Source organism: Pseudomonas sp. RGM 3321 (assembly GCF_022836805.1).
Lineage (GTDB): Bacteria > Pseudomonadota > Gammaproteobacteria > Pseudomonadales > Pseudomonadaceae > Aquipseudomonas.
This window is the reverse complement of the sequence record NZ_JALHBH010000121.1, coordinates 207,667-231,729: the sequence shown is the minus strand read 5'-3', so window position 1 is coordinate 231,729 and position 24,063 is coordinate 207,667. Positions and strand designations below refer to the sequence as shown.

Sequence of the window (24,063 nt, the reverse complement as noted above, 5' to 3'; positions counted from 1 at the left end):
GAAGCGAGAGCCTTGGCTGGACTTGCAGGGGAAATCTGCGGGGACGGCGACTAGTCGTGATGTTGGCGCATTTCGACTGGTCGCTCTTTTTCAATTTGCGGCTACGGTTGATTGACTTGTAGAGCGGGTCAGTTACCAGAGCAGATTTTATCAAGAACTGCCGGCTTCGCTCAAAAGGAAGCAGAAACTCAGGATCCGGATATTGACTGGGTGCATTGGTTTTGGAGGGCTCCTTATGGTGATGACCCAAAAGATCAGGTATGTATAGAAAGAGGAATCCGCTATGCAGAACTCAAAGGCTATTGAGCTTAAATTAAATTACAAATTTTTCTTTTGGACGCTGGTTATCATAATAGCGTTAAGATTTATTTTTGATGGCATCCTTTTTGGTCGGGGTGATGCTGACGAGGTTGTGATTAAACGTGAGCTTCCTGACGGCGCGTGGCTGTACGTCACCGAATATTTCGCGCCCGCCACCGACCTTAACACGCTTCGCTTTTACATTAGTAAACCCTTAAGCGGCAACGATAAAGAGGTATTGAAAGAGCTAAATAAAGCCGACCTTTTCATGATCACAGATAGCGCTGTCAAGGATGTAAAAATACGTGACACAGAAAACGGCGTTGGGATCGAGATAAAAGGCGCCGTGTACCGCTACTTTAGTAAGCAATACCTCACTGAAGGTGAGACGCTGAAGAGCTATCGCATAACGTTAAGCCAGCAGGATACGACTCCGAGAAATTGACTCATACGCCCATACACATATTTCTGTCAGAGAACAAAATCAAGCAAGCACCTTCAAGGCACGCTCGTAGAGCATTTGCCTATCTGCTTGGCCATTGGTGCCGCCGTTGATGCGTCTGGTGATCGCCAGAAATTCGCCTTTATCAGCCAAGGTATTGAGGCCAGCCCGGTGCCAGAACCAACCTGCCGACATGGCTGCATGCTCTGGACGCTCCAGGAGTTCGGGATGTTTAAGAAGATCCAGCCCTAATGCCTCTGCGCACGCGGCGTAATTGTCACGCCCGGTGACCTGAATAAGCCCCCTGCCCCGATACAACTGACCATCGTCATCGTCCTCTGGCGTGTTACCAAGGCGTTCAGCCAGCCGCCCGGTGTCGTACTTGTCGAGATATTGATCGCTGCCCAGCTCGCGCACGTAGCGGAGCTGGCCGGACTCGTGCCCTACCTGCGCCAGAAACGCAGCCATGCGCAATCTGGTGACGATAGCGTACTTGCTCATCGCAACGTTTAGGACAGGAACAAAAACGCCAGCTCGGGAGCTGGCGTTGGGGAGTATCTGCAGCAACTGCTGCGTGGTAATCGACATGCGTGACTCTCCTGGTGAGCAAGTGATGATATGTCTGGTTAAAGCTGTACGACCTTGACCGGTTTTTTCTCTTTCTTTTTCTTGCCTTTCGCCTTGGCCTTACCAGACTTCCCGCCATTGCATTCAATGGCTGTGGTCCAGCCAGACTGGGTGAACACCTGTTCAACCGAGTCAACCAGGTACTCGCCATCAAGGCCGACTTTGAAGTCCAGTGCATTGATCATTCGCTCGGCGAACAGATCGGTGCGTCCAGCCATTTCCAGCCGAACACCTGCGGTACTGCGATTGAATGCCGCGAGACGCGCTTTGGCAGCCTGTTCAGCAGCGGACTTATTGGGATGGATATGGCGGTCGGTATGAATGGGTGGGAGGCCATTGGGGGATTGATCGTTGCTCAACTCCACCACCTGTAGTTTTCCAGTCTTCTTGTCCAGATGCTTAGTCTGGACGGCTTTCTGCGTGGTCTTGTCGCTGAGACGAAACTGCCACCGTGCCACTTCATGACGACGGATCGTTATGACACCCAACGCTTTACCGCTAGCGCTCAATCCGTCTTGTCGAGGCAGCACCAGCAGCTTGCCGTCTGCAACTTTCGCGGTGCAGTCATACTTCTTGGCCACCCGGGTGATGAAGTTGTAATCCGACTCGTCCAGTTGATCGACGCGAGGCACTTTTGTCATGACGGTACACGCGGGCTTCCAGCCATTACGTGCTGCAACGTCGCTGACGATCTGCTGCAGGGTGACGTTCTCCCAACTGCCAGAGCGTGTGGTCCGACCGCTGCCGCGCATATTGCTGGCCTTGCCGCGTATGACCAACGTATCGGGTGGACCAGACGCCTCAATGTCATCAACGGTGTAAAGACCCAGTCGGGTCAGTCGATGCCCTTCGTAACCGAGGTAAATCTCGATGTCCGCACCGCGCGCAGGCAGTGAAACGGCCCTATCCCTGTCGTCGATGCGCAGCTCAAACTCATCTGACTCCATACCAGGCTTGTCGCTTGTGCGCAGCAGCAACAAACGGTCATTGATCAACGCCGTAATGTCGTTGCGGTCCGCAACAATTCGGAATACCGGTTTCATGGGACCTTCTTAATAGCCATAGCAAGGCACGGCAGAGTCACTAGAATCCGCCGCCGAGTGTTGATAAAAGTTGGATGTGAACTAGCTGCCAGTTAGCCCCAGAGCTGTATCACTTCCTCGGTCTGGGTGAGCAGATCCGGCAACAGTATCTGCACACCCGCTCGATACGGCTGGGGCTCGTCGGCCAGACCTTGATTGGCATCCAGCACGGCCTCAACGCTACCGCTCAGATGCCCGTAATACTGTTGGCAGATAGTGTCCAGCAGATCCCCATCAGACGTTCTGCAGATCGTCGCCATAGCTCACAAACTCCAGTGAAAAGCCCTGCTTGCGGGGAATACCCCCGGCCAGCAGGTTGCTCTGTTCCTCATCCACACTGAGCAGACACCAGTTGCCCAGCACCTCGCCGTAGCCGGTGGTCAGGCTCAGTGGCTGCAAGTTGCGGCCCATGCTGCGCAAAGTATCCAGTTGCTTAAGGCCGCCCTTGAAACCGGGAAAAATGGCTCCCTTCAAACTCAGCTTATCGTCGCCCAAGCCAACGGCCTGTTGCGCAATGCTGCGCGTCAAACGTTCTTGCCCGGCCCAGCGGAAAGCGGTCTGCCTACGCAGTTCATCGAACGCAGCCGTGTCCAGGTTGAAGTAGTAAGGCTGAGACCCGGGCTTGAGCGGCTGGATGATCAGCAGATGCGGAAACGGTTTCACCGCCTCGGGAGCCGGTGTCATCTGCGTTGCAAAGCTACCCGTCGGCACAATGTTGCCCAGCGCCGGACTGACACTTCCCGCCACCCGATTGATCGCGGCTCCGGCCTTGGACGCCTGTTCTTGTAATGCCCCCATACGCTCCTGCACTTGCGATGCTGCACTGGTTGCCTGCCCGTACATCGCCACCACCTGCCCAACCTTTGTTTGCGCGACACTGATGCCCCGCATGGTGCGTTGCAGTTTTTCACCAATGGCCGGGCCAATGAACGGGATGTTCTCCAGCTCCGACGCGGCCCCTGTCATGTCGCCAATGGCCCCGTTCAAGGGACCGAGCATGTCATCCAGACTACGGCGTCCCACCTCTCCCGCTGCAATCAGGTATTTCAACGATGACTGCAGTTGTTCCGCATAAGCCATAACCTTTCCTCACCCTACGTGCGGGGCATCAAACAGTTGGCGGGCAGCCGCCTGCCGACTGAACTCTTCAAATTGGCGCTGCAGAAACGGTGCAATGTCCCGCGCCAGCTGTGCCGGGTCCTTTACATCGCCTTGTACGTTGACGGGCATATTCGGCGAGAACGTGAATTGCTGGTCGACCTTCGTGGGCTCAGGCTTGCTCTGCTCAGCAGCCTTGACCACGGCAGGCAACGCCAAAGGTGCGGGTGCTACCGCCGCCATCGCTTTGACCACATCGCCAGGTGCGGCAGAAGATTTGGTATCACCGGTCTTCCCAGCGATGGCCTCGGTTTTTTCATCTGAGCCAAACAGCGCTTTGCCCAGAAAACCACCGATATCCTGGCCGCCCATGCCGCCAAGAAAAGCACCGACTGCACCTCCGATGGCCGTACCGATCACCGGCACGATAGAGCCAATCGCGGCACCCGCCGCACCGCCAGCCAACGCGCCGGCCAACCCACCCGCAGCCCCGCCGTAACCCTCCGCTTTCTCGTCCTGGGTCTCGGCGTTTTGGTACGTGTCCAGAGCGAGCATGCCCGCATCTAGAAATTTCGCGCCTGGGACCATCTTGGCAACGCCGCCCAGTTTTCCTGCGGCACCGGCCAACCGCGCCAGTCGGCCTGCTGGTACAGGAGGGGCTGGCGGCATCGGAGGGCGCGGAGGTCCTGCGCGTCGACCACCAGCACCACCGGCAGCGCCACGCCGACGGCTGCGTCGTGAGCGACGTTGATCACCTGGTGCATCCGAACCGCCACCGAACGCACTGGCGTTGACCACAAAGACCTTCTGCGGCTCAGAGCTACTGCCGCCCTTCGCACCATCAGAGTCGTTGCCACCCTCACCAAACAGATCGAGGATCTTCAGGCCGGTATCGACCGGGTCAAAGCCGGTCTTGCCGGTTTCCTCTGCGTCGTCATCAGCATCGTCAGCGCCGCTCTTGCCGTCGGCATCAGCTTTGTCCTTACCCTTTACTTTTGCTTTGTCCTTGCCTTTAAACGCTTTGAGACCGGTTTCCAGGAGGCCTTTAACCGCGCCCACCTTCCCTTCGGACTTATCGTCTTTGTCGCCAGAGTTGGTGACATATACTTTCTGTACCTTGTTCGGATTGCCGCCCAGTGATCCACGCCCAAGGTTGAGCAGGCCCTTGCCGATTTTGAATACACCGGCAGCGGACTTCAGTGCCAGAAGCCCAGTGCCTATTGATGCGATGGCCAGCACCACCGGCTTGGAAGTATCAGACAGGGCCGTGAACTCTTTTGCCGTTGCGGTGATGCCCTTTGCAACCGCATCAGTGACCGGGCGTATCGCGTCACCAATGCTGCGCATGGAATCGTTGACCGCCTGGAACGTCTCGGCCCAGATCTGCGACGATGAACCGCGGCGCTCGGCAAGGTTCTTGTCGAGGATCCCAGAAGCATTCTGTGAGTCCTTTTTCAGCTGCTCATACAGCGCGCGATTCTGCGTGTAAGCGGTCAGTGCAGCCTTGACCTGCATGTCGGCAAACAGATCGCCAGTGCGCAGCGCCTGCTCCAGCGAGTCCAGCATCTCTTTGGCTTTCGCCGGATCTGCCTCCTTGCTGATCTTGGCCGTTGCCTCCTTCATTTTTTTGGCTTTTTCAGGGTCCGTCTTTTCGATGTACCGCTGGGCCAGCGCAAAGCTGGACTCCAGGGTCGACATGCCCTTTTGGATACCGGTGTTGAGCGATCCCTGATAATCGATACCGACGTCTTTGTACGACTTCACCACATCGGTGGAGCCGATCTTCTCCATCCAGTTCTTCAGGTTGTTGGCGGCCTCATCCGAACCACCGGCCGTTTTCATCTGGACCTGCAGCATTGCGCCGAGCTGGCTCACCGAATCCATGCCGGTGACACCCAACTTGCCCATGCCCGCCAGCAACTGCGGAAACCAACGCGCCATGTCACTGGCCTCAAAGCTGCCCGCCTGGCCCTGCATGGCAATTGCCTCGAGGGCTTTTTCCATGACCTTGGGGTCGGTGATCTTGGCGTTCTGCTGCAGCGCCTGAATCATGTTGGCCGTATCGTTGCCGCTAGCCCCCTGCCCGACCGCAAACTTCGCAGCGACCGGAGCGTAGGAAAGCGCCTTCTCCAGGCTCATGCCCGCACCAACCAGCTTGTTGACCAGGTCGGCGACGTCATTGCGTGCCATGCCTGTGTCTTGCGAAGTCTTGATCACCGAGGTGGTCAACTCCGCTTCCTGCGGCTGATTGGCTACACCGGCCTTGATGGCGATGTCCCGGATGATTGCCTGATAGTCGGCGCTGATCTTGGTCGGCACAGCCATTGCGCCAACACCGGCGACGGCGGTGCCGATCCCCGACTTGAGCCCGGCCTTGCCCTGCTCGATCTGTTGATGCCCCTTGACCTTGAGGTCCATGCTTCTTGCCACACGGTCAAGGGACTGATATTCCTGCCTGAGCTTTCCAACCTGGACACCCTGTTTACGCAGCGTGTCGAGGTTGGTCTCAAGCTTGCGCAGCAAACCAGAGGCCGATGCAGCACCACTGTCGTGCGTTTTCTTCCACTCATCACGCAGGCGCATGGTTTCGCCAATCGTGTTTCTCAGCACCTTGGCCTGATTACCGCGCTGCTCCAGCTTCTTGATGCGGTTTTCAACGGTGTTGAACGCTGCACCCACAGTCGGGCTGACAGCGCCGCCAATCACCAGGCCCAATGCCAGATTGTTCGCCATCACTCCACCTCTGATGTTGGGATGGGCTCAGTCCGTGAGCCACCAGATCATGTCCGAGAAAGACATGGACATGATTTCCGCCGACGAAAACCCCAGCTCTTTTGCGAGCCGCTTCGCCGCGATCCTCTGCAATGCGGGGTCAAAGCTCGTCGTCGCGCACCAGGCGAAAATAACCGGCCTGCAGGCGGCTGTAGTCCTTGAGGGACAGCCCTTCAAGATCGCGGACGCCCATCTCGGCCAGGGATGCAAACAGGTTCAGCTCGCGTTGTTCGTCGTCGCCGTTGGCAGCTGCCTGGGCGGTGCGCACATCGCGCACGGTAGGTGCGCGCATGGTGATGGTGTCGACCTGAACGCTGTTGACCTCGGCAGGCTTGGTCAGCTTCACCGACACACTCTCGGCCGTCAGGGTCATCCACTTTGGATTGGTATTTACTTGAGACACAGGATTTATCCTTCTATCAGAGGCCAAGGGCCGAACGTTCTGCCGCGAGTTGATCGACACCGTTGATCACACGCTTCATGCCCAGCGCATCGATCTCGTAGACCACACGGCCATCGACTTCCAGCTTGTAGTAAGTGAGCGCGACCGCGTGTTTGATCTCGGCCTTGTCACCCGCTTTCCAGTCCCCCATGTCGACCTCTTTGAGTCGACCACGCTGGGTCACCACGACCGGGGTGATTTTGCCTTTGAGCCCTTTGAACGCCCCACGGAACACGCCATTGAAAGCAGTGCCGTCCGCCAGGCCAAAGAACTTCAGGGACTCGTGACGCACGCCTGTGGTGGTGAAGTTGGACTCCTGCTTTTCCATCCCCATGTCCAACTCGACCGGCAAGTCCATGCCACCGCCACGGTGTTCTTCAGTCTTTAGCGTCATCTTGGGCAGGGTCAGGCTGGGCACATCGCCCTGAAAGCTGACACCGTCCACGAACAGGTTCAGGTTGCTCAGTGTTTCGGGAATCATTGCCATCGTTGCAGCTCCTTAAGCGGCAGAGTCGAGCACTTCGGTCAGCCATTGATTGGTGACTTCAACGCGGAAGTTGGGGTTTTCGGCAGGTGGCACGTCGGTGAAACGGATGTTCCAGTACACCTTGCCCTGCTCCAGCTGGCTGGCCGTGTTCAACTCGGTGTCCGCGAACACTTCAAAGTTGATGATCGCGCCCTGGTTTTTCAGATCACGCATGAACGCCTGCAGGCCCTCGGTCACATCCTTGACGTAGGTGGCAGTGATCGAGCGGTCGACCGCCCACTTGTGCCCGTAGAGGATCGCGTCCATGACGATGTCCATGGTGCGCACGCGGGTGACGAACGCCCATTTGGGATCGCTGCTGAGCGTGCGATTGCCCCACAACCGATAGCCGTCGTCACGGATGATGGTGGCGATATTGGCGTTGTTGAGCAGGTTGGCCCGGCAGGTTTCATCACCGTCGAGAAACTCGATGGGCCGCTTGGTGCCCGTGATGCCTGCAAACTCTTTGTTCGACGGCGAGGCCCAGAACCCGTACTCCGCATCAGTCCAGGCGAACAGGCCCGCCACCCAGGCAGAGCCCGGTGCATCAACCGTCTCGCTGGCCGTCGTATCCCAATACTGAACGCCGGGGTCGACCATGAAAGAGCGCTTGCCGCCGAAGTTCTTGGCGTAAGCCATAACGGCTTCATCAGTGGTATTGGGGCCATCGAAGATCGGCAGCGCCCGCAACTTGTCCGCAAGTGCAGCCATGGCAGTACCAACCGCCAGGATCGAGCTGTGCTCGGGAGCGATCAACAATCGCGGCTGAGCATTGAAGCGGCTCTTGCCGTCGAGCAGTGCTTGAAGTCCTGTACGGGTACCATCGGCTTTGACACCGCCGATGATGGCGGAGGTCTGCAGGGCCGCGTCGTCCAGCTTGGCGACGCCGCACGCAACGATCACTGCCTTGGCTTTGACGTAGATCGCCTGGCAGGCTTTGGTGATCGCCGAGTCAGGGCCAAACGCTGCAATGGCCTCGCGCTCGGAAGTGATCAGCACCAGGTCATTGACCTTGGCGCTGTAAGCAGGCGCTTCAGTGAACGTATCCACCAAGCCAATGATCGAGGACGTGGGCAACGAGATGGTGCGCGCGCCGGTGTCGACGTTCGTGACAGTCACGCCGTGGAAGAAACTCATGGGACGATCTCCAGAAACGAAAAAACCCCATAAGAGGGGTTGGTGGTGGAATGCGAACAGCAGGAAAGAAAACGCCCCGTTAGTGCGGGGCGTCAGGTCTTGGGCGCTTCATCATCAGCGGCATCCTGCGCAGAGCCTTCGGACTCAGGCGGCTCGTACACGAACGGATTCGCAGGCGGCGTCGGCCATTCAAAGTCCAGCGGATAGCCTGGCAATGTGTCGAGTTGGGCGAGCTTTACGCGGTACACACGCTGCGCATTGAGTTCGGCCTCCACGGCAGGCAGCGCCTTGAGTTGCTCGTCGGTGGCCATTTTCAACGCTACGGCATCCTGCACTGTCTGGTACTCGGTCATCAGCTCGTCAATCCGGGCCGTGGCCGCAGCCGAGCGATCACCACGAATGCACATGACCTGCACACGCACCAGCTCAATCGGCGTGTCTTGAACCGGACCAAACTCACCCGCCAAGGCTCGTTCGTACAGCTCTACACCGTGGGGCTCAGGGTCATGGGGAGAAGCCGTGAACGGCAACTCCCCATGTGTTTCCACCAGACCCTCGAAAGCCACCATCAATTCGATGGTAGTGCGGGCCTGAGAAGACCAGTATGGATTGCGGGCACTTAATATTGTGGACATGGTTGAACCTACTGGATTCGTTGAAAGAGCGTGCGCTCTGTATTGTTGAAAGCACCATGGGCGCGCCAAACACCTATTGCGATAGCGCCGGAGTTGCTGCTTGTGCCATCACCCACAGCCGTGGAACTGAAAATAAGGTTAGAGCCGGGGACTGAAGTGCCTTGGTTAATTGAATTTCCGTAGGCGGTAATGACTCGCGCAAATGCGTATTGCCCAATGCCAGTAAGCCCCTGCCCCGCAACCTTGGCCCCGAGATTCAGGTCGCTGACCAGATAGTAAACCGCACTGTCGGCAGAGCGCCGCATGTAGGGCGCAGCTGTATTATCTCCGGCAAAACCCACATGCGTGATTGAGTCAGCTACAGGCCGTGTCGAAATACGTGTGTCAGTTTCAGACTTCGTGTAAACATCGGCCTTGGCATAAACCTCCGATTTTAGAGGCCGCTCCATGTCCCGAGCATCTGTTTCGTTCTTGGTATAGGCGTCGGTAATACCGTAAGCAAATAACGTGCTGCCGACGTTGGCTTTTTTGGACGGATCAAAGTTGCCGGAATACCAGAGATTCCCGAAGTCGGTGTTATCGACCGCCAACTTAACCTGACCTGCGGACGTATATCCGATCTTGATCAGGTTGTTTAACTGGCCTGCCCCGGTACCTTGCTGGACAGGCACAAAACCAAGCCTCGTCTGAAGAAAATACGTCGTGTTGTCACTGGCACGCCGCATGTAAGGCTGGGTCGGGTCATTGGCCGCAAGCCCAATGTTCGTGATGCTGTCCGCCAACGGTCGTTGCGAATCCCGCGCATCGGTTTCAGCCTTGGTGTAGACATCGGCTTTGGCATAGACCTCTGTCCTTAAAGCCCGCTCGGACACTCGCTGGTCAACCTCCGCCTTGGTGTAGGCATCGGTGATGCCGTAAGCAAACAACGTGCTGCCCACGTTGGCCTTGGTGGAAGGATCAAAGTTGCCCGAATACCAGAGGTTGCCTAAATCAGTATTATCGACCGCCGCCTTAAGCCCGCTACCCGACCAGCCGAGCCTGACCTGATTGTTCAGTTGGCCCGCGCCAGTGCCCTGCTGCACAGGAACAAACCCGAGCTTGGGCTGCAACGCCGCCACCCGCGCATCAATTTCCGTCTTGCTGTAAGCGTCAGCGATGCCGTAACCGCCCAAGGTGGTCGGGTTAAAACCAGCCATCACCAGGCCGCGCCGGTCTACCGTGACCCGGTTGTAGGTACCGGGCAAAACGCCAGTCGGACCTGCGATTTGCTCAAAGACCAGTGCAGTCGTACCCAAGGTAATTGGCGCGTTCGTCGTCAACTGCCAGAGCGTGTCGAACAACGTTTCACCCTGCTCGACGCTGACCATAAGGTTAGGTGTCACCTCGACGTTTGCATCCGCGTCAACTACGCGCAACCAGGCATCACCCGCGACGACTGAGTACAGACCATTGTCTTTGCCGCTGGCCTGATTTTTCACCAGCACCCGGTCGCCTGCAACGAGCGCAACGCCATCGACCGTCTGGATGCCAACAAGGGCAATGGGGCCGGTCGTAGCAGCACGAGCCGATTGTTTATTGTCGAGTTTGGAAAGCTCTTCTTGAATCCGCAGATCCACAAAGGAACGTGTTGCCAGGACAGCCGTTGGGTCAATGCGCAACTCGACATTGCTGGTATTGCTGACCAGCAGGTTGATGCGCACGATCTGCGTGCGCCCAGACCCTTGTGCCAGTGACGGCTTGTACGACGGCGCGCAGTTCGCAACCGCCACCAGATCCCCATCCGTATCGTACAAGCCAATTTCACGAATCCAGAAGCCACCGACTTCAGCAGGGATAACCTGTTCGGCGATGATGATCGCGTTGTTGGCTGGATCAACCTTGAGCTGGTTGAGCGGAGCACGGCGGCGCTCGTTAATAAGCTTCTTCTGTGTAGCATCTGGCACCGGGTCGGCCCCGTTTGCATCACCCACACCCATTTGAGCTATTTTCCAAGGCACGCCGAGGGCATCGGCATTGGCCTGCTTTGCCGCACCGACATTGGTCAGGGTGGCAAAGAATTGCGAAGTCTGATCGATCATGCGAAGACATCCAGAGTATCGATAGTGGTTTCACGCCCACCCAGCCCCATACGCCCCGTGACTTCAATGTCTCGCGGTACAGGTGGGTAAACATCGATTTCGTCGCCTTCAGAGACCGAAGCGGCGAGGTAGAAACGGCCGGTCGTTTCAAGGCTGATGGCCAGTTCCAGCATGTGACGGCTGACAGGCTTGGCGTCATCGATCAGGGCCGTCAGTTCCTGATACATCTCCTCGGTGATGCCGGTGTCCAGCACACCCACCTTGAGCGCAAAAGTACCGGGGATTCCCTCAGGTGCGGTCTGCCACCATTCCAGGACATCGATGAGGTAGCCAAGCGGTTCAACCACTCGGCGTATCGCGCCAATCGTCCCTTTGCGTTCATGGATGAAGAACGAAGCGGCAATGGCTGCACGCTTTACCGGCTCAGACCATCCATCATCCCAACGGTCCACAGACCAGGCCCACGCAAGGTGGTAGAGCAAGTGCGCGGGACAGGTCTGTGGGTTGTACAGAGTGCGCAGGGGAATCGTGGTGACTTCATCCGTGGCAACCTCAATGGCGCGCTCAAGCGGGGAACTGTTGAGGGGGAGCAGACTGGTCATCTCAACTACCCCGCGTCACGGTGAATGCTTCGCACCATGCTGCCTGCGCCTTGGTCGGACGGATGTCCGTCCAGCCCTGCAGATCCACCCGACTGACGCCGCTGATGTGCAGCTGCGCGTCAATGCCAGATCGAGCCACCTCAAGACCCAAGCGTCTCCTGGGGTTGATCCAGGCTCCCAGCCGGTTCTTGCATTCAGCCAGGGTGGCCTCAGTCTCAGGTCCGCTCCCGACCATGTGGACGACAGCATTGATGCGGTAAGGCAGAATCTCAGCGCTCTGAACCGTCAGGCGATCCCCCAAGGGGCGCACATCCTCGTCATTGAGGTTGAGCCTAACTGTCTCCAGCAGATCCGCTGCAGCCGCACCGCTACCGTCCAGAGCAAGTACCGTAACCACCACGACCGCCGGGGTTGGGCTTTCCGCTGTAGCGTCGGCCACCTGACCAGAGGCGTTGCGCGCGTGAAGGATGTAACTGTTACGCGGGCCAGCAGTAGTCAGCCCCTCGTAAGCAAGCTGCACCCGCTCCCGAAGCGCATCGTCCTCTTCCATCACAGCTGCAGTAGGCGGCACTGCAACAGGGTCCGCTGCCTGTATCTCCAGACGTTTGAGATTGACGTTGGCTGCCAACTGATCAAGGTCGGCTTTCTGGGCGTATGCCAGCATCAAAGACTTTGCCGCATCGTTGACACGCGCCCGGTTCTGAAGTCGCCTGTAAGCCCCCAGCTCGAGCAATTTGGTGACCGGGTCGCTTTCCAGCAAGGCGCTCCAGTTGTCACCCATGTATTCGCGAAAGGCGGATAGCTCGCCCTGATACTCTTCTTCAAAGTCCAGGTCCTCAAGGACTTGCGGCGCGGGCAGCGCCGACAGTTCAATCAAGCTCATGCCGTCACCTCCAACACCGCATTGTCACCCAGATACATCCCCTGCACCTCCAAGGTGACCTGGCCGTTCAGGACCGCAATCACCCTGACACGCTCAAGTCTCAGGCGAGGTTCCCAACGCCCGAGCGATCTGGCCACCTCGGCCTGCACCGCGCTTTTCCAGCCATCATTCACAGGCAGATCGACAAAGCGCCGGATCTTGCTGCCGTAGTCCGGGCGCATTCGGCGGCTGCCGACGGGAGTGCCCAGAATGTCTTCGATGGACTGCCGCAGGTGCGCCAGGCCGGAGACAGGCTGACCGGTACGGCGATCCATTCCTATCATGAATTACTCCAGCGGCTCAAGGTCCGGATGTGCACGCAGATACTCCAGCGCGACAGTGTCGTCGGCCTGCGCCTTGGCAATGCCCTTAGCGACAGACAGGGTGCGGTCATCCGGCAGAATCAGCGTGCGCGAGGTGAACAGCGTGTCTCGATACATCCGCACCGCTACTGCGGGCGCGGGATTAGACACGGCTTCCGCTACTGATATCGCCGTGGGTGTGACCTGGCTTGTTGGTGCTGCTGGTTCATCAACAGAAGTCTTGTCGATTTTTACGGTCGCCATGGGTTATCTCCAGACATTAAAAAGCCCGCAGTGCGGGCCGGGTCAGTGCTTGTGGTTCGGGGTGTTGCCACCCGTGTCGATAATCTGCCCGCCGCCATGGATATCACCGACTACGGCGAGCGTTCCGCTGATCGTGACATTGCCATCAAGCGTGATCGTGGCTGCCTTGGCAGTGATCGTTCCGGAGGTCGCAGTGATAGAGTCGTCGGTCACAACGGCCGAGCTGGCTCCGACTGTGACAGTCACCGTTCCCGAGGGCAGATCAATTGTGTAAGTGTTGGCCTGCCAGTCGTAGATCAGGGAGCCGCCGTCGTCAAAGCGCCAGACTTCGACATGGTCGCGGTTATCAGGCTGTGCACCGGCATTGCCATACAGTCCCGGAATGAACGTGCCCTGCGACACGTCACCGCTGGCACTGAACAAGGTGCCCTGCTCACCAAGGGTCGGTGCACGCCAGTGCCGCGCCTTGCCCGCCGCAACGCTGTGCCAGCGCACCCAGGCACTCACCCAGTTTCCGTCTGAAACACGACAGACCGGAGGTGATGCGGTGAGGTCCAGCGCTACGACGTAGCAGTCCTTCACCACACCGGCCAGCATGCGGTCATGTTCTGCCAACGCGAAACTCATCACATATCCTCAGGCGATTGGTACCGGTTTTCGTTGTCACGCCCGGTGTCGGGACTGAACGCGAACACCAGCGTGCCGGGTGGCTCATTTGGCCACGGCCATTCCTCCTCGCCGAGATAGATCCCTTGAGTCCACTCGACGACCCAGACCGCGTAGCCGTCCAGCTCGGGACGCGACCAGTCCTGCGCGGCCCGGACAAACTCGGAAGGCTCGACTTCAAGCCCCCAGGTTTGCAGCCTGAGCAGGACAGCAAGTTGCGAGGCTGCAAAGGCTGCCTGCTGCTGACATTGCTCGCGCTCTGACCCCACGATGACCCGTGCTTCGAACCGGGCAATCAAGGCCGTTTCCCCGGTGCCCTGATCAACGCCTGGCTCCAGCTCCACCAGTTCGATCAGCACGGCCGGCACAGCGACCTGCTGAAGCATGTCAGGCATGGTGCCGACGTACTCAAGCCCGACTATCGCGGCACTGATGTGTCGCTCCATCGCTTCGTAAAGCGAATCGAGACTGAAAGCTTCGTCAGGCACGGGCAGTTCCTTTCAAGTGCTTCTGCAGTTCGTAATTGAACTCCTGCTTGAGGATCTCCAGCAGGCGCTCATCAGCACGTTTCACCCAGCTGTCGAAATGTGGCCTCGCCTCTTCAAGCGACACCTTGGCTTTGGCCAATGGAAAGCGGCTGCCGTTTTCTTCGATAAAGCCGGAGCGACGTTTGCCTTGTCTTGTCTCCGCATACGCACCTGAGTCGAAGTGCTTGCTCGCGGTGCGGATCCAGATATCGGGACTGCCGCCGTAAACCGTTTTGAAGAACGCGCCCTGATAACGGCGACCGGCAACGGATACGCCGGTACGGCTCTGACGCGCACGGCCGATACGACTGGCAGAAATGGCATCCAGACCAAACCAAAGCTTGCCGCGCATCGCGCCACCGCTGACCGGGTAGGCCCGGAGGCGTTGCCGAACGGCCACGACCGCGATGCGCTCTTGCCGCCCAACTGCCCTGGCAATGTGCGTGCGCAACCAGCGTAGCGTCTTGTTGATGGCTCGCCGCTGGGCCGCTGCCGCAGCTTTGGGAACCGCTGCAGCAAAGTCCTTGAACGCGTCCAGATCACCCCCAGAAGGCTGCAGGGTGATCATGCCGTCCTTGGCTGACTGCTTGTAGAAGCTGCCTATGCTCATCGCTTAAGCCTCAGGATAAGAGATACCCAGCCGGTACCGTCAGGCTCCAGGCCGACCAGGTCATACCGACCGCCACCGTCCTGCTCAGGCAGGTCGATGGAGACGATCTGACCAATCGCAACCGCAGTAGCATCATGAACACGTATCGCGAAGTGCGGCTCCCTGATGCCGGTGTTGATGCGTCCGAGCTTGGGTTGCAGCCACGGGATTGAAATAAACCCCGCGATATCGCGTCCGTCGACGGTTGCGATATCGCCCAGAGATTCAAGAATCTGGGCGTCCATGTCCTCAGCCAGTTCTCGAAAGCTCATGGTCAGTCACCGTCAGTGGCGTCGTCAGTATCGCCACCGCTAGCTGCCTGGGACTGGATGGCCTCTTGCGCCCGAGGGTCCGTGCTCATGGCGATACGCCCCTCTACAACCAGCGCATCCTCCATCTCTTTGCTGGCCGGAGTGTATGGGCTGCCTCTGACGATGACGTTGCGTCCCTCCTGAATGCAGCCATCCACCACGATATAGCCGGGCTTCTTGGCCATATCACACCACCTTGGCGTAGATGAATGCGTCCGGCTCCAGCAAACCGGCGAGTGCCGCGCTCTGCAGCTTCAACCAGCGGGCGCTCGGCTCCTGGGTCGTCCAGCTCTTGGGGAAGCGTGCCGCTTCGACCAGCCCGCTCTCGATGGCTTCCAGATCCTGAATGGCACCGTAAAGCATGGCGTTACGCGTGGACGTCGCGCCCAGAATCAAACCGCCTGCAGGGATCATGGGCTGCTCATCACCCTCGTCATCCAGGTACCACTCGTCATAACCGTAAAGGTCGACGCCCGGATCGTTCAGGTAGCCCAGATAGGTGACGCCGTCTGGCAGCTCTTCTGGCTTGATCAGGCCCATGTCTACGCGGCGAGTATTCAGTTGCTTGATGACCGTCAGATTGGACTGGAATGCATCAAGCGCCTCACCGCTCAGCGCAGCAGTGTTGGCAGTGCGGCCGGAGTCTTTGGCAATTTTGCGTTTCCAGGTGCGCAGGTTGCCAATCGGATCAGAGTTGTCGGTGCCCCACTGCCCGGTGCCCAGCGTGATCTTGTGATCGTTGGCCATCAGGAAGTCGATCGTGTCATCAACGCCGTCGCCCAGCACGCGGACCTTGCCGGTGGTCAGTGCCTGGGCACACATCCACTCCTCACGACGAATGATCTCGTCGTCCAGATCGCGCAGATCCTTGCCCAGCATCTGGCCTGCCCGCTCCAACGGCGTCCGGCTGGAGAAAGGGTTGTCCCCTGCCGAGCGTTTGAGGACCAGCTCAGCGGTCGTTTCACGCTTGGGCTGGATGTACGGCGGCGCGTAGGAGTCAGTCCGGTAACCGTCACGAAGCGAAATGCTGCCGGGCAGGCGCGGATGAACAAACGGTGCCATTTTGCGCTGGCCTTTGACGATATCAATGTCCACCGTTTTGGTGGGGAACGTCACGGGACTGCCGCCATTGAAGAACGTGTTCAGGAGAAACCGTCGCGCCGTGGGCATCTGCTCGACGGCTTCAAGCATGGTACGGGTGTCAAAAATATCCATCAGAAGCTCCGGTTAACGAATGAACAGGCACAGCGGCCGCAGGGCTGCTTTTGCTTTTGCGAGTGACAGGCCTTCGCCCAACATGAGCTCAGAGCCCAGCACCTCGCCGGTGAGAAGGATTGATGCTGGAAAAGCACCGCCGGTGGTGTCTACGTCTTGGTCGAGCACAGCCTTGGGTGCCTGAGAGCCGTTGTCGGCAGCGGCGGCGCTGAGCACGTACTCGCCCGAGGCTTCGACCTGACCGAGCACCGCGCCGCGCTTGAGTTTCTGGCCTGCCGCAATGATTCCGGTCTCAATCACCACAGGGAATGCACCTGCAGAGAGATGACTGGGGACATAGGTCTGACGGGTTGGGTTACTCATGATGTTCTCCTGATCAGCGACGCGAAGCGCCCGCGACAATGGCTCCGACTACGGCTTTGCGCTCACCCTGAGCGTTGCCATCGGAAGGTGTAGAAGTCGACGCACGGGTGCTGTCGGCCTTAATGGCGCTCAACGAAATGCCACGGTCCTGGGCAGCCTTGAACAACTGCAAGGCGGTTGCCTCGACCGAGGCCCCGGAATCGATGGCCGCCGTGATCTCAGCCTCGAACCCCTTGCTGGCCAAGCCGTTGATGCCCTTGATCCGTTCACGCTCGGCGGTGACTGCCTGCGCGCTCGCTTGCGTACGTGCGCTCTCCAATTCGGACTGGCTGGCCTGGGCAATTTCGATGGTGTTTGGGTCGGTACCAGCGGCCAGTGCTTCGCGCAGCTGAGCGGTGGAGTTGACGGTGGTCATAGTGAATGTCCTCGGTTGTGTCGCGGCCGGTTTGGCCAGTTCAGTAATTAGTCCTTCCAGCGAGCCCAGGCGGTGTGCAAGACCCGATTCAACGGCTGCTACACCTACCCGCAAGCCGCCAAAATCTCCCATTGCAGGAACAGCTTCGGATGCCACACCAAGGTTGCGGGCGACCTTTGCCACAAACACCTCGCCCATTGCGTCCACGGTTTCACCGACCTTGGCGCGCCCCTCTTCGGTGGCCATGTCGAGCCGTTTGTTGGGAGCGTTGCGGCTGACAATCTGGTAGCGCTTGCGCCCGCTGCTAGCCTCCCCCTCGACCACGGCTTCCACCACAACGCCGATGCTGCCGAGCAATGCCGTCTCATCGATGACAATCTCGCTGGCCGCAGACGCCAGCCAGTAAGCAGCGCTGGCCCCCGTTCCACCGACGTAGGCCACAATGCGCTTGCGCGCGCGTCCCGCATGGATCTGGTCAGCCAGCTCGTTGATGCCCGCCGCCACCCCGCCAGGGCTGTCGATATTGAGGATGATGGACGTGATGCTTGGGTCATCCAGTGCCGACTGCAGGTCGGTGGCCAGTACCTGGGTGCTGGTCGCGCCACTTATCTCGGTAAACAGATTGGCGTAGCGAAAAACCGGACCGACCACCGGGATGATGGCGACGCCGTTGCGAACGCTGACCGTGCGGCTGTTCTCCAGCCGAATACCGGTTTTGCTCTCCAACGCACCCGGATCGCCCATGCGATCAGCAATAGTCAGCAAGTTATCCAGGGCGTCAGGCAGCATCAGCCAAGGCTGCGATGCAGCCAGCTCCAATGCGCGGGGCATGGTTATTCCTCGTTGGGTGGTGTGGGTGGGTCAGCGATGACGCCGCCTTTGGGCAACATGTGCAGGTTGTCTGCGCGTCGCTGCTCGACCTCGCGAACACGCTGGCGATAGACCTGCTGCCAGGGCTCGCCCGTCATCGCGGCCGTTTCTAGGGTCTCGTTGCTGACCCCGATTTCGATCCGCTTACCGGCTGCGTTGGCTTCTTTGAGCTCATCAATAGCGCCCCGCGCCGGGCCGATCCAGATCCCCTGACAATAGGCTTTACGCTTCGCAGGATCTGAATAACCCGGCAGGTGAATCAGTCCCCTCGCCACGGCCTCATCAATGATCAACTCTCGGCTGGGCTGACAGAAGTCACAAGCCAGCCACCAGCGCCGAACGCTGTAGAACCGCCACGCCTGCAGCATCGCAGCGCGAGCCGCGCTGTAACTGCTGCTGTAATGCAGCAGCAACTCTTCCATCGGCTGTTCCAGCGCCGCGCCAATCTCTTTAACGACCGCCGTGAAGAAAGGGTCGAACTGGGCGTTGGGTCGAGCCGGGTTTGCTACCACCGGCTCCTCGCCCATACCCAGGTCGACAATGGCACCCTCCCCCAATGCCAGCTCACCATCGTCGGTGGTATCACCACCCGCGCCCTCGTTACCCATGGCGGACATGGGCAAGTTGGAGACGTTGAAGTCGTTGTTCTTTTTGATGAACACGGTGAACATCGCCGAGATAACCGCCGCCATCAACTCGGCACTGCTGTAGCGCTCCAGCTTCTGCAACGGTTCCAGCACCGGAGCCAGGTAGGGAGCGCCTCGCTTCTGGCCGGGCCTTTCCTTGTCCGACATGACGTGCATGACCCGACGTCTGCCGGTCGAATCACCGAACGCAGGCAGGCGCTCCCACGCAAGGCTCTGCCCTGCCAGAAACTCATTGGGATAGCCATTGCAAACGTGATACGCCAAGGGGGCTCCCAATCGGTCAAACTCGACACCTTCAACCATATCTGCGCGGTCCATACCCCCGTCGGGATTGCAGACACGATCCGATTCAATCAACTGCAAACGGGTGCTGAAGATGCATCCCGGACGCTCATCGTCGGGGCTGGCGATCAGAACGTCGCCGCAGACCATGGCCGATATGAGCACCAGCGCCTGCAGTTGGTAGTGATTGAGCGTGGCTTCGGCATCACACTCGCGGGGGTCATCGGCATACAGCGACCAGATCCTGTCCAGTTGAGCATTGAGTTGCTCGGCCTGCTGCTCGTCGATGCCGACAGCGACATGATCGATCTGTGCACGGCAGACCAGGCCGGTGCCCACCACATTGGTGCGCAGACGGGTGATAGCCGCCCGAGCGATCAGGTGGTTGCGCATGGCATCACGCGACCGGGCTACCAGCATGCGCCGCTCGCTGTGGTGCAGGTCGCGCCTGGCACTGCCCAATCCCGGAATCCAGCCTGCCATGCTACGCAGCACACGGGATGCACCGCGCCAGCGGGTTTCAACCCCGCCACCGCCACCCTGCGCTTTGGCAGGCGACCCTTCAGACACAGACTTGGCGAGCTTGAGTGCCTCTCGCATCAACAACTCGGCAGGGTCTTTACGGAAAAAACCCATAATCAAATCACCATGTAGGAGATGCGATTTCGCCCCCTGCCCTGCAGCGATGCTTGTTCCAGCGCGACCTCTTTGGCGTATTGCTGTTCCAGCAAACGCAGACTGTCGAGCTCGGCCCGATAGATCTCGCGATCCGCTCGCTTCAGCCGCTGACCCTTTTTGAGGACGTCAGAGATCGCCGCCCGTACCTGCTCCAGGCGCATTTGTGCGTCAGTCATGATTGAACCTCTAGTAGCCTGCACGGCTGCGCGTGCCACGACCGCGAGCATTCGCTTTACGTGGCACAGGAGTGACGGCCTGCTCGGTGTTGAAAAGAGTGGGTTGCAGCAGTTGTTGCTCCAGTTGGTCCCACTCATGTTCGCGTAACAGATGGGTCTTCAAGCTTCTGGCCGCATGCAGTGCATACACTTCGCAGTCCAGCGCTTCGTTACGGCGGCCCGCCTTCTTCTGCCACACCATCTTGCTGGGGTTGCGCGCGTGCGGGGCCAGCACTTCATTGGTGAGCTGCTCGTAATAGTCCGAGCGGATCTCGCTGTACCAGTGCATCCGCCCCGGCCCTGTGCCGGTCAGTCGAAGACGCCCGTCGATCAGCGTCTTGGCCTTGTGGGTTCCGACAATGTAGACGCGCAGACCGTATTTCGATGCTTTGGTATTGTCCTGAGAGGAGTCAACCGACGGGGATGGCCGGGTAAAAATCTCCTTGTCACGGCTGTCAATCGACGCACCTTTGATAGCCATGATGTTGTAGCGCTGCCGGTCCCGGACGTACCCGTAGACCGCGTCGCTGGTGTTGCCGTCCGAGCTGTCGATACTCACGGCGGAAATGACCAGCTGCGCGCCGCCCTCTGTCGCCACCGGCTTGGCGATTAGTCGATCCAGCTCCTGCCAAACGGCGTCATGCGGATCGATGGGATTACCGTAGAGCTCACCCCAGTACAGTCGCCACGATTCTTCACCCCGGCCCCAGCCGATGATTACCAGCGCCAGCCGGTCCCCCTGAACGTCGACGCCCACCGTAATCAGCAGCACCCCGTTGGGGGCTGTCAGCTCTGCGTAAGGCTCAGCCCGCTTTTCCAGTTCATCGGTTTTGGGTGCGTCGCTTTTGTATTCGTAACTCTCCCCCTTGGAGCTGTTGACGAAGGCAATCATCGGCCCAATGTTGCCGTGGGACGCGGCGTGCTCGGCCTGAAGCTTTTTCTCCATCAGCGCCTGGAAGCGCGATCCCCAGAAGGTGGCGTACAGCTCGTTGAGAATGTAACCGGCGATGCCTCTAAACTCGGCCGTCGCGACCCAACGGCCGTGTTTGAGGTTGGCGTTTTTCTGGTTGTCATCCCACGAACAGCCGCAGTGTGGGCAGGCGTAATACGCATGTTCCGGCCGCTTCTTGCCGTACACCTCGTGGTGATAGTCGGGGTCGTCCGCACAGAACAGATTGTCGAAACTCAACGCGTGCGACTGACCACATTCGTGGCAAGGCACGAGCCCTTCGCGCTTGTCGGAGATTTCCAGCTCCGCATCAATGGCCGACAGGCCCTTGATGGTCGGGGTGCCGCCGATGATGATTTTCGAGCGGCGAAACGTCTTCAGTCGTTCCTTGGCCAGCTTGATGCTGTCCCCCTGCCCCCGCAGGTTGAGGTTGCAGTCGTCAGGCTCCTCGACAGCGACTCTCGGTACCGGCGTGGACTTCACGCTCGCAGGACTGTTGGAGCCCACCATTTTTAGAAAGCCGCCCGGAAAACGCTTGAAGTCTTGACGCTGTTGCAGCTTGCGACTGCGTAGATCGACTTTCTTGCGAAGCCGGGGCGTCGCCTCAATCATGGGCTCAAGCTTCTCGCCCACGTACTGCTTGGCCGCTTCAGCTTTGGGAAACAGCACCAGTATCGGAGACGGGTCAATGTCGATCCACTTGCCCAAGGCGTTACCCAGCACGCCCGATGTCCAGGCCACCTGCGCAGACTTGCGCCCTACGATTTCAGTAACGTTCGGGTCGTCCAGCGCCTCAAGCGGGCCACCCGGCCAGACCAGATGCGGGGTCACATCGAACCGGTACTTACCCGGCCGAGCCGCCTCCTCCGCAGACAACCAGCGATACTTGTCTGCCCACTCGATGATGCTCATCCGTGGAGGTGGAGCCCACTTCAAACAGGCCTTGTGTAGCGACTCACTCGCCGTCTTCCTCAACGCCCTCCGGGTATGGCGATTCGTCAGAATCTCCAGCTGAGTCAGCATCATCGTCATATTCAGATAGCCTTCTCAGGATTGCCTCGATGGGCTCACGAATCAGTAGATCGTCCACCTCTATGCCGTAACGGGCTGATAGCTCAGCGGCGAGCACATCTGGAAATGTATTAAGCAGTTCGACCTTGGCCGACATGATCATGGCCTCGAAGCGCTGGATCATGTCGGAGGCGATCACCACCTCCCCAAGTTCCTTGGCCAGCGCCAGCTCTTCACGGTTGGCCCGAACCCGGTCAAGCCTGTCACGCGACGATTCCTTCTTGCCGTTGAGCGAAGCCTGCTGCATCAACCACTGGACCACCGCTTCGGTGTCGTACTGGTTTTCGTTGCCACGACCCAGACCAAACTCAACCACCGGCATGCCGTCGTGTTGCCACCGGGTCAGGGTGCGTTCGTCCCGGCCAACGATCTCACTCAAGTCGGCCTTGCTGACTTTCCTGCCCATACAGAACCCTTTAGAAAGACGGACATACCTGCAAAAAACTCAGCTGCACAGGAACCGCGAGTCCACGTACCCGTGTAAGGAGCCCCCCTCCGGGAGGACCCGAAACCAAGGGGTGTGGCCCGCCCGAGCCCGGCTCGCCGCCCATCGCTAACAGCTCACGACTGATGGCTTTTTGCCGATACACTGAGATCGGTGAGCATTCATGCTCACCAAACTTGGATAAGTAATAATAAAATATGAATGCCCCCGAAAAGTTGCTCGCTAAGTACGCCGCAGTCACCGAATCGCTGTCTATGCTCAAGGACATCGGCGTAATCCAAGACCGTAATGTGATGCATGCGCTTGAAGGGCTGCAGATGGTCATGGCAGAGCTTGCCGATGTGCTGACACAGCTGCGAGTGGCAGCAGATCAGGATCAAGCTCTAACTGAACATATGTCACCTCATCTGTACTTGGTGAAGTAGATACTCGCGAAGTCACCAGCAGACTGTGAACGATTCAGAAGGCAACCAAAGTCATCGGCTCTGGCTGCGCAGGATCTGCGCATCGACCTGATCGGCGCAGGTGTCGAGCAGCTTGATGGCCTGATCCTTCAGCTCCCAGACGTCGCCGTTTGAACGAAGGTCAGCCTCATCGGCGTTGACGCGTTCGCAAGGAATCAGCTCAGGGGGTTCGATTCGGACTGCTGATGTTTTTGTGACCACCACCGGCTTTGCCGCGCAGGCCGTCAGGCAAAGGCTGAGAAGCCCAATCACGAACGGGCTTGCTATTGCGCTTGAGGTCTTCAAATTCTTTCCTCGCCTGTTTGGCTTTGTTCTCGCTGGCCTTGATCCGTTGATTCAAGTCCTTCAGATAAGCAGCGTTACGTTGCGCCTCGGCACGCAAGGTGGTGATGGTGGCCTCGCTTTCAAGGTTGGCGTCGAGCGCTTTCTTCTTGGCCGTTGCTTCCACTTCCACCTCGCCGCGCAATGCGACGACCCGGTACTGCTGAATGCCGACAAGCAGTACACCCACCAGCGCGATGATGATTGCAGCGGCGATAGCCTTCATAGGGAATCCACCTTCCGGCCTATGAAACGGGCCACTAATTCGCGAATGGCCGTAACGCCAAGAAAGCCAATCGTTCCACCTGCAGCTACCGATAAGCTGGGCGGCCAGGTCATCCACTCAATCAGGCTGGACGCGACCAGACTCAACGAACCGCAGATAAGCGCTTCGAATAAGATCCGGCGCTTACTGGTTTCTTTGGCGTCGTAGAGGATGCGCAGTAGAGAAACGACGATGGCCATGATCATGCCCTGCCACAGTGGATTTGAAATGGCCGCGATGAACCGCGCCCACGTATCTGGTTTGTCGGGCATGGTCCGCATCCGGTTGCCACCCTTCCGGGGGAGCTGAAATGGAAAACCCCGCCGGAGCGGGGTTGGTGACAGCCTGGGGATGGCTGGATGGAGCGTGCACAGCACGTGCTCGGACAGCGACTCAGACGCAATTCGCAGATCGTGCCCACGTTGTACCGGCGTTCGGAAAAACCGAAAAGGGCTGTTTAAAGGTTGGGCCAAATGTGACC

At 58.7% G+C, this 24,063-nt stretch carries 31 protein-coding genes; 2 read left to right on the top strand and 29 right to left on the bottom strand.

The features are described 5' to 3' along the window. Nucleotides 1-283 precede the first annotated feature (283 nt). Complete coding sequence (locus tag RGM3321_RS26650) at nucleotides 284-745, top strand: hypothetical protein (protein ID WP_244395534.1); 462 nt, start codon at nucleotides 284-286, stop codon at nucleotides 743-745. A gap of 39 nt (nucleotides 746-784) precedes the next feature. On the opposite strand, the gene RGM3321_RS26645 is transcribed toward RGM3321_RS26650, so the two are convergent. The 26 genes from RGM3321_RS26645 to RGM3321_RS26520 form a co-directional block, all read right to left on the bottom strand. Continuing rightward, entirely contained in the window at nucleotides 785-1,330 is a 546-nt protein-coding gene (locus RGM3321_RS26645; RefSeq protein WP_244395533.1) for a glycoside hydrolase family 19 protein, read from the bottom strand. A 38-nt stretch (nucleotides 1,331-1,368) separates the two neighbouring features. Next, a complete protein-coding gene (locus RGM3321_RS26640) occupies nucleotides 1,369-2,412 on the bottom strand; it encodes a contractile injection system protein, VgrG/Pvc8 family (RefSeq protein WP_244395532.1) in 1,044 nt (347 codons plus the stop codon). Nucleotides 2,413-2,504: 92 nt separating this feature from the next. Next, nucleotides 2,505-2,711, bottom strand: a complete 207-nt coding sequence (locus RGM3321_RS26635) for a tail protein X (RefSeq protein ID WP_024660331.1) — start codon at nucleotides 2,709-2,711, stop codon at nucleotides 2,505-2,507. After that, a complete protein-coding gene (locus RGM3321_RS26630; RefSeq protein ID WP_244395531.1) occupies nucleotides 2,686-3,531 on the bottom strand; it encodes a phage tail protein in 846 nt (281 codons plus the stop codon). The genes RGM3321_RS26635 and RGM3321_RS26630 overlap by 26 nt, the downstream gene beginning before the upstream one ends. A 9-nt stretch (nucleotides 3,532-3,540) precedes the next feature. Further along, entirely contained in the window at nucleotides 3,541-6,282 is a 2,742-nt protein-coding gene (locus RGM3321_RS26625; protein ID WP_244395530.1) for a phage tail tape measure protein, read from the bottom strand. Nucleotides 6,283-6,421: 139 nt separating this feature from the next. Then, the gene (locus RGM3321_RS26620; protein ID WP_003377418.1) at nucleotides 6,422-6,694 is read right to left on the bottom strand and encodes a phage tail assembly protein; all 273 of its coding nucleotides are present in this window, start codon (nucleotides 6,692-6,694) and stop codon (nucleotides 6,422-6,424) included. Between the two features lie 46 nt (nucleotides 6,695-6,740). Then, entirely contained in the window at nucleotides 6,741-7,250 is a 510-nt protein-coding gene (locus tag RGM3321_RS26615; RefSeq protein WP_244395529.1) for a phage major tail tube protein, read from the bottom strand. 12 nt (nucleotides 7,251-7,262) lie between these two features. Further along, nucleotides 7,263-8,426 carry a phage tail sheath family protein gene (locus RGM3321_RS26610; RefSeq protein WP_244395528.1) on the bottom strand — a complete coding sequence of 388 codons (1,164 nt, stop codon included), beginning with the start codon at nucleotides 8,424-8,426 and terminating at the stop codon, nucleotides 7,263-7,265. Between the two features lie 92 nt (nucleotides 8,427-8,518). Continuing rightward, nucleotides 8,519-9,061: a phage tail protein gene (locus RGM3321_RS26605; protein WP_122339628.1), complete on the bottom strand. Its 543-nt coding sequence runs from the start codon at nucleotides 9,059-9,061 to the stop codon at nucleotides 8,519-8,521. An 8-nt stretch (nucleotides 9,062-9,069) separates the two neighbouring features. Then, entirely contained in the window at nucleotides 9,070-11,139 is a 2,070-nt protein-coding gene (locus tag RGM3321_RS26600) for a phage tail protein (RefSeq protein WP_244395527.1), read from the bottom strand. Next, nucleotides 11,136-11,741: a phage tail protein I gene (locus RGM3321_RS26595; protein WP_060400784.1), complete on the bottom strand. Its 606-nt coding sequence runs from the start codon at nucleotides 11,739-11,741 to the stop codon at nucleotides 11,136-11,138. Before RGM3321_RS26595 ends, RGM3321_RS26600 begins: the two co-directional genes overlap by 4 nt. A gap of 1 nt (nucleotide 11,742) precedes the next feature. Beyond that, entirely contained in the window at nucleotides 11,743-12,624 is an 882-nt protein-coding gene (locus RGM3321_RS26590; protein ID WP_058822401.1) for a baseplate J/gp47 family protein, read from the bottom strand. Further along, on the bottom strand, nucleotides 12,621-12,947 hold the full coding sequence (locus RGM3321_RS26585; protein ID WP_058822400.1) for a GPW/gp25 family protein: 327 nt from the start codon (nucleotides 12,945-12,947) through the stop codon (nucleotides 12,621-12,623). Before RGM3321_RS26585 ends, RGM3321_RS26590 begins: the two co-directional genes overlap by 4 nt. 3 nt (nucleotides 12,948-12,950) lie before the next feature. Next, nucleotides 12,951-13,229: a hypothetical protein gene (locus RGM3321_RS26580; RefSeq protein WP_244395526.1), complete on the bottom strand. Its 279-nt coding sequence runs from the start codon at nucleotides 13,227-13,229 to the stop codon at nucleotides 12,951-12,953. A gap of 42 nt (nucleotides 13,230-13,271) precedes the next feature. After that, nucleotides 13,272-13,856, bottom strand: a complete 585-nt coding sequence (locus RGM3321_RS26575; protein WP_244395525.1) for a phage baseplate assembly protein V — start codon at nucleotides 13,854-13,856, stop codon at nucleotides 13,272-13,274. After that, nucleotides 13,856-14,383, bottom strand: a complete 528-nt coding sequence (locus RGM3321_RS26570) for a hypothetical protein (RefSeq protein WP_244395524.1) — start codon at nucleotides 14,381-14,383, stop codon at nucleotides 13,856-13,858. The genes RGM3321_RS26575 and RGM3321_RS26570 overlap by 1 nt, the downstream gene beginning before the upstream one ends. Next, complete coding sequence (locus RGM3321_RS26565) at nucleotides 14,376-15,032, bottom strand: hypothetical protein (protein ID WP_244395523.1); 657 nt, start codon at nucleotides 15,030-15,032, stop codon at nucleotides 14,376-14,378. Before RGM3321_RS26565 ends, RGM3321_RS26570 begins: the two co-directional genes overlap by 8 nt. After that, nucleotides 15,029-15,343: a hypothetical protein gene (locus RGM3321_RS26560; protein WP_244395522.1), complete on the bottom strand. Its 315-nt coding sequence runs from the start codon at nucleotides 15,341-15,343 to the stop codon at nucleotides 15,029-15,031. The genes RGM3321_RS26565 and RGM3321_RS26560 overlap by 4 nt, the downstream gene beginning before the upstream one ends. Nucleotides 15,344-15,345: 2 nt before the next feature. Continuing rightward, nucleotides 15,346-15,567, bottom strand: a complete 222-nt coding sequence (locus RGM3321_RS26555) for a hypothetical protein (RefSeq protein ID WP_244395521.1) — start codon at nucleotides 15,565-15,567, stop codon at nucleotides 15,346-15,348. 1 nt (nucleotide 15,568) lies between these two features. Then, the gene (locus tag RGM3321_RS26550; protein WP_122287411.1) at nucleotides 15,569-16,597 is read right to left on the bottom strand and encodes a major capsid protein; all 1,029 of its coding nucleotides are present in this window, start codon (nucleotides 16,595-16,597) and stop codon (nucleotides 15,569-15,571) included. A gap of 12 nt (nucleotides 16,598-16,609) precedes the next feature. After that, on the bottom strand, nucleotides 16,610-16,960 hold the full coding sequence (locus RGM3321_RS26545) for a head decoration protein (RefSeq protein ID WP_116894010.1): 351 nt from the start codon (nucleotides 16,958-16,960) through the stop codon (nucleotides 16,610-16,612). Nucleotides 16,961-16,973: 13 nt separating this feature from the next. Further along, entirely contained in the window at nucleotides 16,974-18,206 is a 1,233-nt protein-coding gene (locus RGM3321_RS26540; RefSeq protein WP_244395520.1) for a S49 family peptidase, read from the bottom strand. Nucleotides 18,207-18,208: 2 nt separating this feature from the next. Next, nucleotides 18,209-19,810, bottom strand: a complete 1,602-nt coding sequence (locus RGM3321_RS26535) for a phage portal protein (RefSeq protein WP_244395519.1) — start codon at nucleotides 19,808-19,810, stop codon at nucleotides 18,209-18,211. Between the two features lie 2 nt (nucleotides 19,811-19,812). Then, nucleotides 19,813-20,028, bottom strand: a complete 216-nt coding sequence (locus RGM3321_RS26530; RefSeq protein ID WP_004663043.1) for a hypothetical protein — start codon at nucleotides 20,026-20,028, stop codon at nucleotides 19,813-19,815. 10 nt (nucleotides 20,029-20,038) lie between these two features. Next, nucleotides 20,039-21,928, bottom strand: a complete 1,890-nt coding sequence (locus RGM3321_RS26525; RefSeq protein WP_244395518.1) for a terminase gpA endonuclease subunit — start codon at nucleotides 21,926-21,928, stop codon at nucleotides 20,039-20,041. Between the two features lie 43 nt (nucleotides 21,929-21,971). Next, nucleotides 21,972-22,493: a terminase small subunit gene (locus tag RGM3321_RS26520; protein ID WP_225651189.1), complete on the bottom strand. Its 522-nt coding sequence runs from the start codon at nucleotides 22,491-22,493 to the stop codon at nucleotides 21,972-21,974. A gap of 236 nt (nucleotides 22,494-22,729) precedes the next feature. Between RGM3321_RS26520 and RGM3321_RS26515 the strand changes: the two genes are divergently transcribed. Beyond that, nucleotides 22,730-22,957 carry a hypothetical protein gene (locus RGM3321_RS26515; protein WP_244395517.1) on the top strand — a complete coding sequence of 76 codons (228 nt, stop codon included), beginning with the start codon at nucleotides 22,730-22,732 and terminating at the stop codon, nucleotides 22,955-22,957. A gap of 51 nt (nucleotides 22,958-23,008) precedes the next feature. Here RGM3321_RS26515 and RGM3321_RS26510 read toward each other — a convergent pair whose 3' ends face one another. Genes RGM3321_RS26510 through RGM3321_RS26500 form a run of 3 tightly spaced genes read right to left on the bottom strand, consistent with a single transcriptional unit; the run spans nucleotide 23,009 to nucleotide 23,863 of the window. Continuing rightward, nucleotides 23,009-23,197 carry a hypothetical protein gene (locus RGM3321_RS26510; RefSeq protein ID WP_244395516.1) on the bottom strand — a complete coding sequence of 63 codons (189 nt, stop codon included), beginning with the start codon at nucleotides 23,195-23,197 and terminating at the stop codon, nucleotides 23,009-23,011. After that, the gene (locus tag RGM3321_RS26505) at nucleotides 23,157-23,543 is read right to left on the bottom strand and encodes a hypothetical protein (RefSeq protein ID WP_244395515.1); all 387 of its coding nucleotides are present in this window, start codon (nucleotides 23,541-23,543) and stop codon (nucleotides 23,157-23,159) included. The genes RGM3321_RS26510 and RGM3321_RS26505 overlap by 41 nt, the downstream gene beginning before the upstream one ends. Then, nucleotides 23,540-23,863 (bottom strand): phage holin, lambda family, encoded by a 324-nt coding sequence (locus RGM3321_RS26500; protein WP_060402700.1) that lies wholly within the window; start codon nucleotides 23,861-23,863, stop codon nucleotides 23,540-23,542. The genes RGM3321_RS26505 and RGM3321_RS26500 overlap by 4 nt, the downstream gene beginning before the upstream one ends. Nucleotides 23,864-24,063: the final 200 nt, after the last annotated feature.

Excerpts from the sequence above, each read along its gene's own strand:
- RGM3321_RS26575 (WP_244395525.1), bottom strand. The coding sequence starts at position 13,856 with ATGAGTTTCGCGTTGGCAGAACATGACCGCATGCTGGCCGGTGTGGTG.
- RGM3321_RS26590 (WP_058822401.1), bottom strand. The coding sequence starts at position 12,624 with ATGAGCTTGATTGAACTGTCGGCGCTGCCCGCGCCGCAAGTCCTTGAG.
- RGM3321_RS26550 (WP_122287411.1), bottom strand. The coding sequence starts at position 16,597 with ATGGATATTTTTGACACCCGTACCATGCTTGAAGCCGTCGAGCAGATG.
- RGM3321_RS26565 (WP_244395523.1), bottom strand. The coding sequence starts at position 15,032 with ATGAGCATAGGCAGCTTCTACAAGCAGTCAGCCAAGGACGGCATGATC.
- RGM3321_RS26635 (WP_024660331.1), bottom strand. The coding sequence starts at position 2,711 with ATGGCGACGATCTGCAGAACGTCTGATGGGGATCTGCTGGACACTATC.
- RGM3321_RS26520 (WP_225651189.1), bottom strand. The coding sequence starts at position 22,493 with ATGGGCAGGAAAGTCAGCAAGGCCGACTTGAGTGAGATCGTTGGCCGG.
- RGM3321_RS26500 (WP_060402700.1), bottom strand. The coding sequence starts at position 23,863 with ATGCGGACCATGCCCGACAAACCAGATACGTGGGCGCGGTTCATCGCG.
- RGM3321_RS26555 (WP_244395521.1), bottom strand. The coding sequence starts at position 15,567 with ATGGCCAAGAAGCCCGGCTATATCGTGGTGGATGGCTGCATTCAGGAG.
- RGM3321_RS26650 (WP_244395534.1), top strand. The coding sequence starts at position 284 with ATGCAGAACTCAAAGGCTATTGAGCTTAAATTAAATTACAAATTTTTC.
- RGM3321_RS26625 (WP_244395530.1), bottom strand. The coding sequence starts at position 6,282 with ATGGCGAACAATCTGGCATTGGGCCTGGTGATTGGCGGCGCTGTCAGC.
- RGM3321_RS26530 (WP_004663043.1), bottom strand. The coding sequence starts at position 20,028 with ATGACTGACGCACAAATGCGCCTGGAGCAGGTACGGGCGGCGATCTCT.
- RGM3321_RS26620 (WP_003377418.1), bottom strand. The coding sequence starts at position 6,694 with ATGACCCTGACGGCCGAGAGTGTGTCGGTGAAGCTGACCAAGCCTGCC.
- RGM3321_RS26535 (WP_244395519.1), bottom strand. The coding sequence starts at position 19,810 with ATGGGTTTTTTCCGTAAAGACCCTGCCGAGTTGTTGATGCGAGAGGCA.
- RGM3321_RS26540 (WP_244395520.1), bottom strand. The coding sequence starts at position 18,206 with ATGCCCCGCGCATTGGAGCTGGCTGCATCGCAGCCTTGGCTGATGCTG.
- RGM3321_RS26615 (WP_244395529.1), bottom strand. The coding sequence starts at position 7,250 with ATGGCAATGATTCCCGAAACACTGAGCAACCTGAACCTGTTCGTGGAC.
- RGM3321_RS26630 (WP_244395531.1), bottom strand. The coding sequence starts at position 3,531 with ATGGCTTATGCGGAACAACTGCAGTCATCGTTGAAATACCTGATTGCA.
- RGM3321_RS26505 (WP_244395515.1), bottom strand. The coding sequence starts at position 23,543 with ATGAAGGCTATCGCCGCTGCAATCATCATCGCGCTGGTGGGTGTACTG.
- RGM3321_RS26640 (WP_244395532.1), bottom strand. The coding sequence starts at position 2,412 with ATGAAACCGGTATTCCGAATTGTTGCGGACCGCAACGACATTACGGCG.
- RGM3321_RS26545 (WP_116894010.1), bottom strand. The coding sequence starts at position 16,960 with ATGAGTAACCCAACCCGTCAGACCTATGTCCCCAGTCATCTCTCTGCA.
- RGM3321_RS26580 (WP_244395526.1), bottom strand. The coding sequence starts at position 13,229 with ATGGCGACCGTAAAAATCGACAAGACTTCTGTTGATGAACCAGCAGCA.
- RGM3321_RS26600 (WP_244395527.1), bottom strand. The coding sequence starts at position 11,139 with ATGATCGATCAGACTTCGCAATTCTTTGCCACCCTGACCAATGTCGGT.
- RGM3321_RS26645 (WP_244395533.1), bottom strand. The coding sequence starts at position 1,330 with ATGTCGATTACCACGCAGCAGTTGCTGCAGATACTCCCCAACGCCAGC.
- RGM3321_RS26515 (WP_244395517.1), top strand. The coding sequence starts at position 22,730 with ATGAATGCCCCCGAAAAGTTGCTCGCTAAGTACGCCGCAGTCACCGAA.
- RGM3321_RS26560 (WP_244395522.1), bottom strand. The coding sequence starts at position 15,343 with ATGAGCTTTCGAGAACTGGCTGAGGACATGGACGCCCAGATTCTTGAA.
- RGM3321_RS26595 (WP_060400784.1), bottom strand. The coding sequence starts at position 11,741 with ATGACCAGTCTGCTCCCCCTCAACAGTTCCCCGCTTGAGCGCGCCATT.
- RGM3321_RS26585 (WP_058822400.1), bottom strand. The coding sequence starts at position 12,947 with ATGATAGGAATGGATCGCCGTACCGGTCAGCCTGTCTCCGGCCTGGCG.
- RGM3321_RS26525 (WP_244395518.1), bottom strand. The coding sequence starts at position 21,928 with ATGAGCATCATCGAGTGGGCAGACAAGTATCGCTGGTTGTCTGCGGAG.
- RGM3321_RS26610 (WP_244395528.1), bottom strand. The coding sequence starts at position 8,426 with ATGAGTTTCTTCCACGGCGTGACTGTCACGAACGTCGACACCGGCGCG.
- RGM3321_RS26605 (WP_122339628.1), bottom strand. The coding sequence starts at position 9,061 with ATGTCCACAATATTAAGTGCCCGCAATCCATACTGGTCTTCTCAGGCC.